Source organism: Enterococcus sp. DIV0170 (genome assembly GCF_051710765.1).
Lineage (GTDB): Bacteria > Bacillota > Bacilli > Lactobacillales > Enterococcaceae > Enterococcus_A > Enterococcus_A raffinosus.
On sequence record NZ_JBIOLG010000001.1, the window covers coordinates 2,722,398 to 2,737,211 of the forward strand.

Sequence of the window (14,814 nt, forward strand, 5' to 3'; positions counted from 1 at the left end):
TCAAGAGAAATTTCCATTAGTCAGAAAAACTTCTTTAGAAAATCCGTCAAAAGTCTGATGTTCCAAAATGTTATTCTCTCTATACTAGGTGTTAAAGATTGATGAACATTTTAAGTCGTCTCTCTACTATTTTAGAAAGAGGTGATTGTATGCCTAATTTTCAACGAGAATTTCCAAATGCCGCACGCTATATAAAGCAGCGCTATCCTGATAAGGAGCCATTAAGCAGCTTCTGGCACTGGGCAACACTCGCTTTATTTGCCATTTTATGTATCGCGACCATCAAGCAGCAATTATTATTGATTGGACTACTGATCCTCGTTGCCGCCTTGGTCAAAGGACCAGGATTGTTACTTTTCGGTGCGCTTTATTCACTATTAGTCAGCTTGTTTCCACCGATTGGAGTGGTTCTTTCAGCACTTTTCTTCATACTTAATCTTCGTTTATTGACGAAAAGCTGGCGTGTGAATCTCGTAACATCGCTATTCTATTTGTACCCATTGGGATTAAGCTTATTACGTTACTTCACTCATTGGGATGCTCATTGGCAGATCGGTCTGGAATTACTGCCAGGATTACTGTTGCTTCACTTTGTATTGATGCAGGTGTACTACTTCCACCCGAGTGCCCGTCAAGTTGCTTGGACCGTTTTGGCTACACCCTTTGAATTGATCTCACTCGTATTACCTAAGCGCTTCAAGAAACCCTTTCGGACTACAGTTCCATCAACGAGAAAGCGCTAAGATCGTTAGGGTAGACGCCTCCCTTAACGATTTCTTCAAAAATAAGCAAAGAGCAGCGAGAAAACCAATTGTCTTCTCACTGCTCTTTTTTTGTAGGGGATCTGCGGCTATTTTTACCACCCCCTCTATGGGTTGGAATCGGTCCCTTTCAACCGGCTAACTTACTGACGAGCTGTTGTAACTGATGGACGTCTTGATTCGTTAGAAACGGATCGATCACAACCGTCGGGTACTCCTCCGGTACTTCTTCCACGCTGCTTGAAGTGATCAGCGCATCATATTTTTCCAACTCTGAACGATGAATACTTACATTGCTTAGCTTTTTCTCTACATAGTGAACCTCGAAATTTCCATAGATTTGATTCTCAATTTGGCTGCCTAAAAAGAATTCTTCTGTTGGAGAAAGTTCTGATAACAAGAGCAACTTCAAAGGTCGGTCGCAACTGGCTAACAATGACAGGCTTTGAGGCACCATGGTTATCAAGATATAGACATAATTCCAAACAAAGTCTTCTTCTTGATAGATTTGATACCGATTAACAAATTGATCAACGATTCTTTTCACCTTTTTAACAGCTTGGTCGTGTGTCTCTGATAATTTTTCCAAGAAAATTTTTCGCTGACGGAATAAAATATCGATATACTGACCTTCAGGTTCATAGATCCGATGCTCATTCATTAAGACAATGGCCAAGTCCTGTTTCTTATCATTTCCTAAAGAGAAATTCAAAAGGCTATCAAACTCTTCCACCAATTCTAAATGACGGTAATAGAAATCGGCATACTCATCCTCTTTTTTCAAAGCACTTTGCAATTGACTTTTACTAGCCACAACCACATCGCCGTAAGATAACCAAAGACAATCCTTAATCTTATCAGACGACAGTTTCAATCGAAAAACTTCCATTGCCATTCGTTTAAAGGCATCTAGCATTTGTTTTTCCGGTAACATCAAATCGCTATTAAGCTTCGTCTTCGGATAATAATGCCCGTTTTTGATCCGCCATAGACTGATATACATGTTATAGCCTAAGCGTTTGCGAGAAATATAGTTATCCTCTAACTTATTCACTTGAATGAATTGATTCACCAGTTCCGTGATCGCCTTTATCTGGAACTCCTTCAACTCTCGATACAAAGAACCCAGCCGATCCGACTTCTCAATGAAGTAGCGATAGTACATATGACGAATGACACTCTCATTCCCCTCCAATCGCAACGGACGATACTGTAAAGTAATCCCGGTTTCCGACAGAACACCTTCGATCTTTTTTAAATTCCGCTGAGTCTTTGATGGACTCAGGTAAAGCTTTTTCGATAGATCAATAATATTTTCGCACTCTTCATACAGCAGCTCTTCGATAATTTGAAACTCTGGCGACTGTTGGATCGTATCCGCATAGAGGCGATTAATACTGATATGTGACTTAATCTTCAGTTGATAAAGTCCTTTATATTTCTGAACTCTGAAGGCATCCTGTTGACTATTAATCAGTTTTACATCCTTTAGTAAAACAGATAGTGAACATTCTAACTCCTCTAATAATTGGTCACTTGATAACCCCGTGCGACATGCATAAAGCAATTCTATCAATCGCAAATGTCGTAGGTTACTCACCCCTAAAATATCTCTAAAATTCATCTTCTCACCCTCTTCATTCACTCCTATGCTTATCCCCACTAACCATTTGAATCAAAAATAGCCACGTCTTGTGTGCTATGTTCGTATGAAGTAAAACCCCTTTTACGTCATACTAAATTGTTTACCAACACTTAGTACGTTCATTCAATAAAATAGGGCGCCTCCCCTCCTTCTCACCTTTATGAATGACAAAAGAAAAAGCCAAGCAACAAAGCACATAGTACTAATTGTTGCTTCGGTTTATCCGTTGTCTACCGTATAATAATGGTAACTGATATGAATTATCCCTGCTTTCACCTTCCAAAAATAAAAGTGTGTTATCAAATCGCTAATACAACTTTTATTACAAACACAAAGCATTGAGACACCTGTTATTTAATTCACTTTTTAAATTTAAAATAAATTTTTTTAGAAACTAATAGTTAAATTTTTTTTATTCCATTTGATTTTTTTAACCTTTAACGATAACTAGATGCCATCTATAAACACTTTTAAAATAAAATGATATTTTAAGATAAATAACGTATCTCTCTTCACAAAAAAAGATAGATACGTTATTTTTTATATGACTTTTATTAACGACTCGTTTTTTTCCAGTTAAAATACCACGAACCAAAACTTAATAGGGCGCCGATTCCAATAAATACAAAGGCTACCTTTGTGAACGTTCCCCCTCTGCTCCCCGTACTTGGGAGTATTCCAGAATTGATTACAGGTTTATTTTTAACAATTAGCGAAACTTTATTGCTGGTTAAAGATGATCGCTCACTTATTAATGGAGTATTTGTCATATAAATGACACTCCCATCATTTTCTATTTTGAATTTGAATTCTATTTTTAACCCTGTATACCCCTCAGGCACAGTAGTTTCAGTTAAAGTATAGTTTCCTGGCTTCAACCCTGAAAAATTAAAGATTGAGCCGCTAGAAAGCGTTTGGTCGTATCCGTTTGGGCCGGTTAATTTAAAACTAGCTCCATTCAGCGGTTCGTCTTCAGAATCAACTTTAAATACCTCTAAGGTAAAATCCTTCAACTTGTTCGATACGACCAGTTGACTCCCCTGTCCAGCAACAGTCGCTATGACTGCTGTTCCTGCAATATTTTCTGAAACCTCAATAGTGAAATTAGACATTTTACTATGCCCTATAGGTACAGATGTCTCTTCTACTGTATAGCTGCCAATTGGAAGCTTCTCAATCGTGACTGATCCATCAGTTTTTGGTTCAAGATCTGTATAAACAATCCGTTCGGAGAGTCCATTTTTTGCTTGCCGTGTCACCTTAAATTTCGGCTTGTCAGTACCAGTAAATGGCGTTTGTCCATCATGAGAAACCTTTTTGAAGGTATAATCTGTGGTCAGTAGTTTGTTGGTGATTGTGACCGTGTTAGAACCTAGACTAGCTTTAGTAAAGTTTGCCGGAGCAGAGACAGCCTTCGCATACCCTTTTACTCGATCTTTTTCGACAACTTGGAATTCTTCGCCTTCTTCCACAGTAGTTAAGGTTGCTTTCCAGTTTGTATTTTTCGTGACATCTGTTTGCAGAACCTCTTCTGCACCTATTTTTTTCTGTAAACTCGCAACAATTTTATCTGGCCGTAATCCCCAAAAATCTTCTTCATTGTTGCGGGTATCTTCCCATTTCTTTTCGACTGGTATATCAACTTCTTCTTCCCTTGGAAGCCGAACAGAAGGAACCGCAAAATCCAATACGTCAGGACTTTGTTCAGGTGTTGGCTCTAGGGTCGTCTTACCGTTCGTTTGATACCATTTTCCCTCTTCAAAAGCCGAATCATTGGTTCTTAACTTAACCTTATAATCAATCTGTATCTCCTGTCCTTTATAGAGATTGATATTATCAACAGTAAGACGACGATTATTTTCTTTCATGACTACTTGAGGAAGTGTGAATGGATCACCCGCTGCTCTAGAAATCTTTACCGAATTCGGAACCAGATCTACCATATCCCCTAATAAATCATCAATCTTTCCTTTGTAAATACTGTAGGATATCTCGCTATACCATTCATTGATATACTGTTCTAAATCACTGATACTGCCATATTGGAAGAAGTAATTATTTCTATTACTCACGGAGCCTGAAGCGTTAGCTTTTCTACTTGCCATTCGAAACAGCCCTTCAATCAACTCCAACTCAGAGTGTCCCTCTGCACTAACTTTAGTAATATCAACAGCAATCGTATGAATCTCAACTCCTTGTTCTTTGATATCCTTTGCTGTTGAGTTGGTTGTAGTTAAATGACTATTGATCGTGTAACCGCCATAATTTATCCCTCTAGAAAACTTGACACTGGTACCTGTCGATCCTAATGAACTTCCGACTTTATAGTTAGCAGTGCTATTCTTATCATCATTTCTTAAAATTCGAACTTTGTCATAAAACAGGTCAGAATCGTACATAGTGGTTATAGGTGTCCAGCTTTGGTTAGGTGCGCCATCGGTAAAAACTAACATCATTTTCTTTCGATTGTATGTTTTTCCGGCTCCTTCATCGGTTTCTTTTGCTTTTTCAAACAAATCGTATCCTTCTGCTAGGCCTCGTTGCGTATGAGTTTGTCCCCACGGCCATTTACCATATCCCTCGCTGCCGTATATCTTTTTCCAATCTTCAGGATTCTCAGAGATTTGAAAAGTCGAATGTGCGACTTGATTAGACGTTTCGTAGCTCGAGAAGGTGTGAGAACCAATCCTGATATTCGCATTTCCCTCATTCTTTAATTGGGCAAGCTGATCAACCAATTTTTTTACCATATTTAAAGCGATCTCTTTCGGACCTAATCTTAATGATGCCGAATTATCTAATACGAGTACAATATCAATACCTGGTTCATAATTCGTCTGTCCTCGAACATTAAGACGAACATTAAACTCATCTTCTTTTTCGGTAGCCATTGCCATCTTACGGATCGATAGACTAGCTCTATCGGCTACATCGGCATTGTACCCATAATGAATATAGGAATTTCTCAAATTTTGGCTAGAGGTGTCCCAGCCAGTATTCCCATCCCAACCAGCAACCGTTTCGACACCGCCTTGATGATTCAAAACATTTTCTTGTCCCAAAGGTTTCCAAGAAGGCGTCGGATAAATACCATCAGGATTGGTTGAACCCGAATATTCAGGTTCTTTGTTCGTATACTTATGCAGGCTATAAGCTAATCCACCCTCCCCGGCTCTCAAAGCAGGTGTATTACTGGATTTTAAAGATGGACCAGCCAGTTTGTTGTTTTCCTCTTGTTTTTCTTGATTCCTTTCGTTGATTTTGGAGGCTTTTGTCTTCATCTTTTTTGAATTCTCTTTCTCAATACTTAGCTGACAGCCTAAATCATTTGGCAAAATGTTCTCTTGGGCATCTTGTTCCTCCTCTTCTTTTAATTTCTTTTCATCCATTTGTACGATTAACCTGATATCCTTCAATTCTTTTGGCAGCTCAAAAGACAGCTCCCTCTTATTAGAAGTGGAAAATTCCTTCTCTACCAGCCACCCCTCCTGTTGCTCCATTCCTTCGATTGTTCCATACTTGATTACTTTTTGATCTTCGTCCATGACTTTCAGTTTAAAACGCTGATGATAGTTTTCTTTTTCTGACATTCTACTGAGCTTCAAGTACCAAATATTTTGCTTTTCGGCTTCTTCTATATAATACGAGTAGGAAATCACTAAATGGTCTTGCTTATATAGCACAATTTCCTCTTCTCGCTCGCGAGCCTTCACCACCTCTGTGAAAATCCCAGAAAAACATGATAATAGCAGCAGTAGTAATGCCACAACCTGTACTTTTCTATTCACTTTCATCCCCTCCACTTTTTTTTACAACATTATTTTAAAGCAAAAAGAAAACAGCTGTTTTGTAAACAGCTGAAATAATATCGTTTTTTTATTAAGTTTAACACCCATTATAAAAAGGTTTTCACATATACGAAGGTTATCCAATTTGATAAATTGAAGTTTGTTAAAGTTTTTGACTGTTATAAAAATGAATAGAATTTTAGCTACCTTTCAGAAAAAAACCAAAAATTTATTTTTTACTATGGAGAGATGGGTATACTAGAGAATAATTCGTAATAATAATCATATAAATATAAACTTTTATGATTATTTGGCATTTCGCATCATAAGAAATAAGGTTCATTTCTTTTTTCTGCAATACAGGTTACCAACTTCTGGATATCCTGAATGTTGTCTGAGGTTAAAAAAGGTTCAATCACCAAAACTGGACACTCTTCTGGAATGCCTGTCATTAATCGTGTAGTAACCAAGCAATCATATTTCTTTATTTCATTAGTTAATTGATCGGTACCCCCAGGCAATTTTTCAAAATGATCAATGATGAAGTTTCCAAAGACATTCTCTTGAATCTGATGAGCGAGAAAGGTTTCTTCCGTCGGAGTCAAATCAGAGAGCAATAAAACTTTCATCAGATGATCCTGTTTTGCTAACCATTTTAAACTTTCGACCTTTGTCGTCAATAACAAGTACACATAATTTTGAATAAATCCCTCTTCTTGATAAATCTCATTTCTTGTGACAAAAGATTCTACTAGTTGTCGGATCCTTTTTATCCCATTGCTGTAAACTCTGATGGATTCTTTTAAAAAAAATACACGATTATCCCACAGCAAATTAAGAAAGGTACTGTCTGTATCATAGAGATAGACATCGTTGCATAAAACCGTTGCAAAATTGATTTTATCCTTTTTGGATAAGCGATAGCCTAACAGTTCATCGAATTCTCTTACTAAATCATAATGAAGCATATACAAATACTGATACCGAGGATTATCGATCAACGCATATTCCCGATGAGTGATGCTGAAAACCACGGCATCCGAGAAACTAAGCCATAGACAATCTCTCAATATATCAGGGCTCAGTCGAATCCCAGCAATTTCCCATACCACTTTCTCTAACTGCTTGTATGATTCTTTTTGCGGTAATTTCAACCCTAATTTTCTTAACTCGTGCTTTGGATACGCATGATTATTTTTTATTCGCCACAAACTAATATAGAAGTTATAATTTAGCCTTTTCTCAAATACATATTTCCGCCAAATGTCATTAGCTACCGCAAAATCTTCCACATATTTTTCAATGGTCAAATATTGCTGTACTGTCAGCTTAGGTAGCAGATTTTCAATAGTACTTTGACGCTCCATATAAAACCGAAAATAAAAATGACGTATCTCACTTTCACTGCCTTCAATTCTTAACGGTCGAAAACATAGTTTCATCTTCGAACTTTCCAACGTTTTTTCGATTTTCTTTATACAGCGTTGTGTGTTCGATGTACTTAACTGTAGTTTTTCAGATAATGCAGTAATATTGTTACATTCTTCATACAAAAGTTCCTCAATGATTTGATACTCTGGAATAAAACGTAAAATATCTGAATACAAATTGCTTAAGCTGACTGATCGATCAAGGGAAAGAGAATACCATCCCTCTTTTTTTACAATCTGAAAATATGTGTTTTTACTATTGATGATTTTGATATCATTTTTCAATATAGGCAAAGAGCAGTTTAATTCACTCAACAAGTGATCATGTGAATAGCCCTTTCGATGATAGTAAAGTATTTCTAATAATTCTAAACGCCGTTTTTTACTCACCCCTAAAATCTCTCGAAAATCCATAAAATGACCTCCCTTCTGCTAAAAACTTCTTTCACTAACAGAATACAAGGAAACCCCACTGAACAAAAATCCAAAATCTAAATGAATTTCCAAAAAAAAGATACTCGAAAATACAGGTCAAGCTTGACTTTCTTTGTTCGATACAAGAAAAAAACAGGATCAAAAAGTTGATCCTGTCTTCATTCTCTATTTAATTGTGTAGAGCTAGCTGTCCGCTATTTTGCCGTACGAATATTGACGAATTTCACCTCGACATACTCTTCTACGCCATAGGTTCCATTTTCACGGCCAAAGCCTGAATGTTTCACTCCACCAAACGGTGTCGCGGAATTTGATATCTCGGTATCATTGACACCTACCATGCCGTATTGCAATTTATTACTTACATTTTCCACTGTATGAATATTGGTTGAGAAGAAATAAGACGCCAATCCAAATTCTGTATCATTTGCATCTTCAATGACTTTTTCTTCATCCTCGAAGGTGATCAACGGAATCACCGGACCAAAGGTTTCTTGATAGAAAATGTCCATCTCCTTGGTGACACCATCTAAAACAGTCGGTTCGAAGAAATTGCCGTTGGCATACTCGCCATCCTCAAGCTTATGACCGCCGGCTAAGATTTTCGCACCTTTATCCGTCGCGTCCTTCAGCTGATCCATCACTTTTTCGACACCGGATTGATTAATCAATGGGCCAGTTGTCGGATCATCCAAGCCATTTCCAACAGTGACGTCTTTGATTGCTTCCACGATACGATCCGTTACTTTTTCCTTAATGTCTTTATGGATGAAAATCCGATTTGGCGACGTGCAGACTTGTCCATTATTAATGAACTTCGTTTGGATCAACGTATCCACTGCGCGCTCGATATCTGCATCTGGAAAAATAATATAGGGCGCATGTCCACCAAGCTCCATTGACACATTTTTCAATGTTGGTGCCGCTTGTTCATTTAGTTTTTGACCGACTTCGGTTGAACCAGTAAAGGTGATTTTTTGCACATCCTCTGATTCAGAAAGAATGGGACCGATCGTTGAAGAATCTCCTAAAACGATATTCACTACCCCCTCAGGAAAGTCCGCCTTATCAAACAATTCCATCAAAGCCAATGCAGAAAGAGGCGTTTCCTTCGATGGCTTCAAAATCACGGTACATCCCGCCGCAATCGCTGGAGAAATCTTCCGAATAATCATATTGGATGGGAAATTCCAAGGCGTGATGGCTCCCACCACTCCAACAGCTTGCTTCCGAACCTGCCATTGGTTTGTTGCTGGTGAAGGGACAATCTCCCCTAAAAGACGCTGTCCTTCCGCTGCATTCCAGCGCAGATTTTCAACATTTGTTTGAATCTCGCCTTTTGCTTGCGTTAGAGGCTTGCCCTGTTCCATTGTCATAATTGTTGCTAAGCGGTCTGTGTCTTCTTCGACTAAGTCCGCCATTTTATTCATTAGTTCTGCCCGTTCAGACGCAGATTTTCGCGACCATTCTGGAAAAGCCTTATTCGCAGCTTCGATCGCTGCCTTGACTTCTTTTTCGCCCCCGACATGAACGTTTGCTAGTGTTTCCCCTGTTGCAGGATTGGTCACTGGTTTCGTTCCTTCTGAGCCTTCCACCCATTTGCCATTGACATAGAGACGTGTTTCGACTGCTGGTAAATCTTGATATTTTGCCATGTGTCTAATTCCTCCTATTTTATCACGTATGGTCGTGGTCGAATTCGAAAAACAGCGGTGTTAATCAAAGATTTTCTGCTGTTTACTACATTGATCACCGTAACACGGATAAAATGAAAGCTCAAAAAATCAGCTTGTTTTACAAAGAAAATAGAAAAACTTGACGAAAAACGTCTTTATTCAGGCAGTTTCTCTATCACTCTTGAGAAAACTTGAAATTCGATTGTTTGCGTTTCCTTTCGTTGCTATACTTATTTATAGGGAGGCTGATTGCTATGTTCGCAAACTTGAAAATCATACCAAAAAAATACAAACCTTTTTATATCACGTATATGATTTGTTTACTAACTACCTTCCTCGCGTTGGCGCTCCTTCGTCCTAATGCCGGCATAATTATTTTTCTATTTCTTATGTTTTTTGCGATCGATTCTTTTTTTCTATCAAAATCAGAAGAGAAGATTCTCTTGCCTTTACTAGTGGATCTGTTCATTTATGGCTGTTGGTTTATTATTTTGTATCCTTTTTAACAGACTGCATCAAATGCGCTGACACGGTCATACTTTTTTAAAACAAAAGAAAGAAGGATTCATATGAAAAAAGCACAAGATTTTCCCTCCTAACAGTTCAAATTTAATGATTAGGAGGGATTCATCACATGTTTAACATCATCAATATAGAAAAATGGGATCGAGCTGAGGTATTTCATCATTATTTGGCGCAGCAAACTACGTTTAGCCTAACAAAAGAGGTAGATATCACACTACTTCATGCTTATCTAAAAAAGAAAGAGCATTCCTTTTATGTAGGATTTATCTACCTGATGACTGCGATTGCCAATCAAGAAATCCATTTCAGAATGAGCTTCAATAGCAAGGGGCAGCTTGGGTATTGGGACACGCTATCCCCCTTGTACACAATTTTTGACAAAGAAACACATCAATTTTCTGCGTTATCAACCGAGTATTCATCCGATTTCGAAACTTTTAAGCAAAGCTACTTGGCTGACTTGGCAGCCTTCAGCAATACTGGAAAACTATTTCCACAAAAATCTATACCTGAGAATGTCATTAACCTATCCATGATTCCTTGGACTTCGTTTACTGGCTTTAATCTAAATGTGAATAATGGCGGAAACTATCTCTTGCCAATCGTTACCGCTGGAAAGTTTATTCCTCGTGAAAATAAACTTTTTCTGCCGGTATCCTTACAGGTCCATCATGCAGTATGTGATGGGTATCATGCGGCACAGTTTCTTAATCGGTTTGAAGAAATGGCGGCCTCTCCACAGAAGTATTTTGAGACGTAGTTTCATTATCGGCTGTATTATTGAGGAATCTTAGACTCTTTTGAATGTAAAGCAAGCAGGGAGCAATCTTAAAAATCAAGATTACTCCCTGCTTTTTATATTATACGTTTACTGATAGAATCGAATAAATTATGATACAACAAGTGCAATGTTCACTTGAAATTTGTAGAAGTATTCTATGGTACAATAATCTAAAAGAAGGGATTCTCATGGGCATATTATTTAGTCTGTTTTACTACGGAGCTGCGCTGCTACTTTTATACTTTGTCATTCGAATAGCTGTCAAACATGGAATTCAAGACGCAAATAAGAATAAACCATCTGACTAGCCGTGTGCTAGTTTTTTTGCACCAATGTATCTGATGATGCCTCCTAAAGCTTATTTATGGTTTCCACATGAAAATCCCGATTCGAACTATTTCCATCATTCATGGGTACTCCTAATATGGAATAACTGGAATGTGGATGATAAAATAGAACAAGGAGTATAGCCATGTTTCCTTTTATTTTTAGTTCATTGCCAGCCTTTGTCTTTCTAATTATCTTTCCCTCTTTATTCAAGCATCTATCAAAAAGTGAGCATTATCGCTTCAACTCACTCTATGGGTTTCGTTCAACTAAAGCTGTCAAAAATGCATCAAACTGGCAGTATTCTCAGCTGCAATATTCTCGTTCATCTTATCTTTTTGGCAGTTTTCAATTAGCGCTAAGCATTTTGCTTAAAGGATCCTTCTCTTTTTCTGATGATTCTTTTTTACTTTTGAATACCTTGATTTTTTTCTCTCTATTGTTAGTACAGTTTTTTTATGTAAATAGTAAACTGGATTCATCTCAATAAGCTTGTTAATCAATAAATAGAATTTTTTATATCTTCGTAGGAGGAGCCAACATGAAGAAACTATGCTTTGTCTTAACTGTCAGCACTGGGATAAATTACGGATCAATCTTTGCTGGAGCTGCTGTTAGAGGTCATAATGATTTGAGAGATTATTTCTCTAAGTATTACGATGTTTCGATTAATGAATTTAACGACAACTCTGCGGATTATTTAGTTATCCCAGACCCGTTTGTTCCCTTTGACAATAAAAACAACCTTCCCATCATCAAAGTCCCTGCAAAATTATTTATCGCAAAAGATTTTGAGGGGATAAAGACTTGTATTGATCATTATTTTGCTACTATTCAAGAAGGTTAATACAAGAAGAATTTCTCTTGTATTTTCCTATTAGTATAGAAGGTTTTTGAGGTGATCTTTTGAAAAAGACGAAAAAAGAGTTTTATAAGTATTTTTTGATTCTTGCGTTTGTCTTATTGTTGATTTTCATTTTTAGACTATTCCTAGACATTTTCATCCTTCACCATACTGTTACTATGGAACGACTTGTTGATAGATTGTTGGATTATTTGCTTCCAAGCATAGTACTTTTTGTGTTTGGTCTTTATTACAAAAATCATTAAACTTTTTTTGGAGATAGGATAATCTTCAGGCTCAAGACTTTTTATTAGTGTAAGAAAATGAATGGATGTGAGTAAGATGGCTTTAATCGCATTGCTTGGTGCTCAAGCAGTCGGCAAGATGACTGTTGGGAAAGAGCTAGAAAAACGAATCGATGGAAAGTTACTGTTTAACCATCAGACAGTGGATCTTTTCGCGAACTTTCTAGGCTACAGCACCCCAGCCTTCATGCTTTCTGACAAAACACGAAAAGAGCTCTTCAAAGCATTCGTCAATAATACGGAAAACAATACGACTAAAACGATTATCTTCACTGTGGTGATTGATTTTGATCTGGCTTATGACATTGAATTTTTGCACGATATCGCTGACATTTTTTTAGCTGCCAATCAGGAGGTCTACTTTATCGAATTAGTTGCAACCTTGAGAGAACGACTAAAAAGAAATGTGCACGAAGAGCGACTAAAACTGAAGCCCTCCAAACGAGACATCAAATTTTCAAGAAAAGAACTGCTAACATCAGCTAAAAGAAATCGATTGGAAAGTCGCGACCACGAGCTAGAGACTCTTTTTCCAACTGTGCACCACTTGAAAATCAACAATACAAAGCTCTCACCGGAAGAAGTTTGTCATCAGATCATTACTTGCTTCCAGCTTGAATAGAAGACTGCCCAGATCAGGCGTTTCCTTCGATTGTTGAGATGAGTGTCAACCGAGAGCTCTTTTTATGCTTAAGATTATTGAGGAGGAGGATATTTTATGATTAAGCTATGTTTCGTTTTTACAGTTAATTCGGGCGTAGGGTGTGGCAGTATGCCTTTACCTGTAAACTTTGAGGAATACTCTGATATGAAAGATTATTTCTCTCAATATTATAATGTTTCCTTCAACTATCTTAGAGATAAAGACCAGGTGGATTATTTAGTCCTGCCGGATCCTTTCTTCTCTTTTGACAATGAAAACAACCTTCCAATCATCAAAGTCTCCGCAAGGTTATTTATGGAAAAAGATTTTGAAGGAGTTAAGACCTGTATTGATCGTTATTTTGCTCAACAGAAAAAGTAAGAAGAGGCTGATTGGCTTCTTTTTTTGTAAAATTTCCGTGGTATCTTTGGTTAACGTAGTACTTTTTCCAGATTGTCCCTTCAGATCAATCGTGCTACTCTTAATAAAACAACTTAAGGAGCTGAGCTATGACTTATAATGAAAGAAAAAACTATTTACTTTACACTTCAATTGCTTTTGTTGTCGGGGCTTTTCTATATAGTATTCTAGCTATATTTATGGTGATCACCCCTTCAGCTGAGTTCTCATCATTTACAAAAGCACTTTATTTCATATCCTCTATCCTTATTGGAGGGTACTTAATTTGTTCAATTTTATCTGGAATTCTTATCTTTATTTCATTTATAAAAAAACAAACAAAAAAAACAAAGATTTTAATGATTGTCTTTTTTATGTTCACAATTCAAGCGATTGTCTTTTCTGGTTTTTTTGCAACACTGCCTTACTATGTCTATAATTTACACATCGTTAGAAAACGAAGATATATAATCGAAAAATGATTCCCATGTGTATGTGATGCGTTTACTGTAATTTTGTCTTCCATAAACACATTGCTATTTTTTACTAGCTCCTGTAGAATTCGGATATATTAAATTTTAAGGAGAAAGAATTAATCATGTTCACAGTTAATTATAAATTCGAAATTCGTAAACCTTTTTTATTCATTTATTCGCTGCTAATCTTCTTAGGATTAGGATTGACTATTGGAAGATGGCTAAGTCAATCAACTGATTTTGTGGTCATTAATACGTACATCAATTCTCATATATCAAACTTCTCACTAAGTTTGATGTCTTACCTTGGAATTGGTTTTATCTTACTAATGAAAGATGTAAAGTTTCGATTTATTTCTTTACTAGGAATTGTTTATATAATAGGAAATTTGCTATGTGAAACATTGATGACTTTTCTAAACACTCCCGACATTATTGACGCATATTTTGGAATTCTAGGAACAGTGGTAAGTTTTCTGTTTCTATTTTTGACAAAGAAATTCGGATTGATTCCGATAACATCAAAACAATAAAAGGCTTGTTGAGATGAAATTATGAAAACTAAAGGTATCAAAAAACTATTATTGATCTTCTTACTTTCCCTTATGCCTCCCATATTATTGTTACTTCAAAAGTATAACCGTCATCTTTCATATGATCCTAGTTTTACGGAAATATTTATTGAATATGTTTTTGGGCTTTTCGGTCTTTTTGTTATCTTTGGAATATTATTTTTGATAGATCGCTTTAAAGAAAAATAATTCTGTAAGTGTGGTCGC

11 protein-coding genes are annotated in these 14,814 nt (G+C 36.9%); 7 read left to right on the plus strand and 4 right to left on the minus strand.

The window, feature by feature from the left end; genetic code table 11:
* The first annotated feature begins 149 nt into the window (after nucleotides 1–149).
* The gene (locus tag IGI50_RS13105; protein WP_438777241.1) at nucleotides 150–743 is read left to right on the plus strand and encodes a hypothetical protein; all 594 of its coding nucleotides are present in this window, start codon (nucleotides 150–152) and stop codon (nucleotides 741–743) included.
* Between the two features lie 148 nt (nucleotides 744–891).
* Here the strand turns inward: IGI50_RS13105 and IGI50_RS13110 are convergent, their stop codons facing one another.
* The 4 genes from IGI50_RS13110 to IGI50_RS13125 all read right to left on the minus strand — a co-directional run bounded on the left by IGI50_RS13110 (nucleotide 892) and on the right by IGI50_RS13125 (nucleotide 9,714).
* A complete protein-coding gene (locus IGI50_RS13110) occupies nucleotides 892–2,385 on the minus strand; it encodes a helix-turn-helix domain-containing protein (RefSeq protein WP_438777242.1) in 1,494 nt (497 codons plus the stop codon).
* A gap of 575 nt (nucleotides 2,386–2,960) precedes the next feature.
* Nucleotides 2,961–6,194 carry a vWA domain-containing protein gene (locus IGI50_RS13115; RefSeq protein WP_438777243.1) on the minus strand — a complete coding sequence of 1,078 codons (3,234 nt, stop codon included), beginning with the start codon at nucleotides 6,192–6,194 and terminating at the stop codon, nucleotides 2,961–2,963.
* A gap of 323 nt (nucleotides 6,195–6,517) precedes the next feature.
* Entirely contained in the window at nucleotides 6,518–8,038 is a 1,521-nt protein-coding gene (locus IGI50_RS13120) for a helix-turn-helix domain-containing protein (protein WP_438777244.1), read from the minus strand.
* Nucleotides 8,039–8,253: 215 nt separating this feature from the next.
* A complete protein-coding gene (locus IGI50_RS13125; protein ID WP_438777245.1) occupies nucleotides 8,254–9,714 on the minus strand; it encodes an NAD-dependent succinate-semialdehyde dehydrogenase in 1,461 nt (486 codons plus the stop codon).
* A 655-nt stretch (nucleotides 9,715–10,369) separates the two neighbouring features.
* Here IGI50_RS13125 and catA point away from each other — a divergent pair.
* From catA to IGI50_RS13155, 6 genes are all read left to right on the plus strand, one after another.
* The gene (gene catA, locus IGI50_RS13130; RefSeq protein WP_438777246.1) at nucleotides 10,370–11,020 is read left to right on the plus strand and encodes a type A chloramphenicol O-acetyltransferase; all 651 of its coding nucleotides are present in this window, start codon (nucleotides 10,370–10,372) and stop codon (nucleotides 11,018–11,020) included.
* A gap of 889 nt (nucleotides 11,021–11,909) precedes the next feature.
* Nucleotides 11,910–12,215, plus strand: coding sequence for a hypothetical protein (locus tag IGI50_RS13135; RefSeq protein ID WP_438777247.1), 306 nt, complete (start codon nucleotides 11,910–11,912; stop codon nucleotides 12,213–12,215).
* Nucleotides 12,216–12,554: 339 nt separating this feature from the next.
* On the plus strand, nucleotides 12,555–13,139 hold the full coding sequence (locus tag IGI50_RS13140; RefSeq protein WP_438777248.1) for a hypothetical protein: 585 nt from the start codon (nucleotides 12,555–12,557) through the stop codon (nucleotides 13,137–13,139).
* 96 nt (nucleotides 13,140–13,235) lie between these two features.
* Nucleotides 13,236–13,541 carry a hypothetical protein gene (locus IGI50_RS13145; protein ID WP_438777249.1) on the plus strand — a complete coding sequence of 102 codons (306 nt, stop codon included), beginning with the start codon at nucleotides 13,236–13,238 and terminating at the stop codon, nucleotides 13,539–13,541.
* Nucleotides 13,542–13,669: 128 nt separating this feature from the next.
* Nucleotides 13,670–14,041, plus strand: a complete 372-nt coding sequence (locus IGI50_RS13150; protein WP_438777250.1) for a hypothetical protein — start codon at nucleotides 13,670–13,672, stop codon at nucleotides 14,039–14,041.
* A 116-nt stretch (nucleotides 14,042–14,157) separates the two neighbouring features.
* The gene (locus IGI50_RS13155; RefSeq protein WP_438777251.1) at nucleotides 14,158–14,568 is read left to right on the plus strand and encodes a hypothetical protein; all 411 of its coding nucleotides are present in this window, start codon (nucleotides 14,158–14,160) and stop codon (nucleotides 14,566–14,568) included.
* Nucleotides 14,569–14,814: the final 246 nt, after the last annotated feature.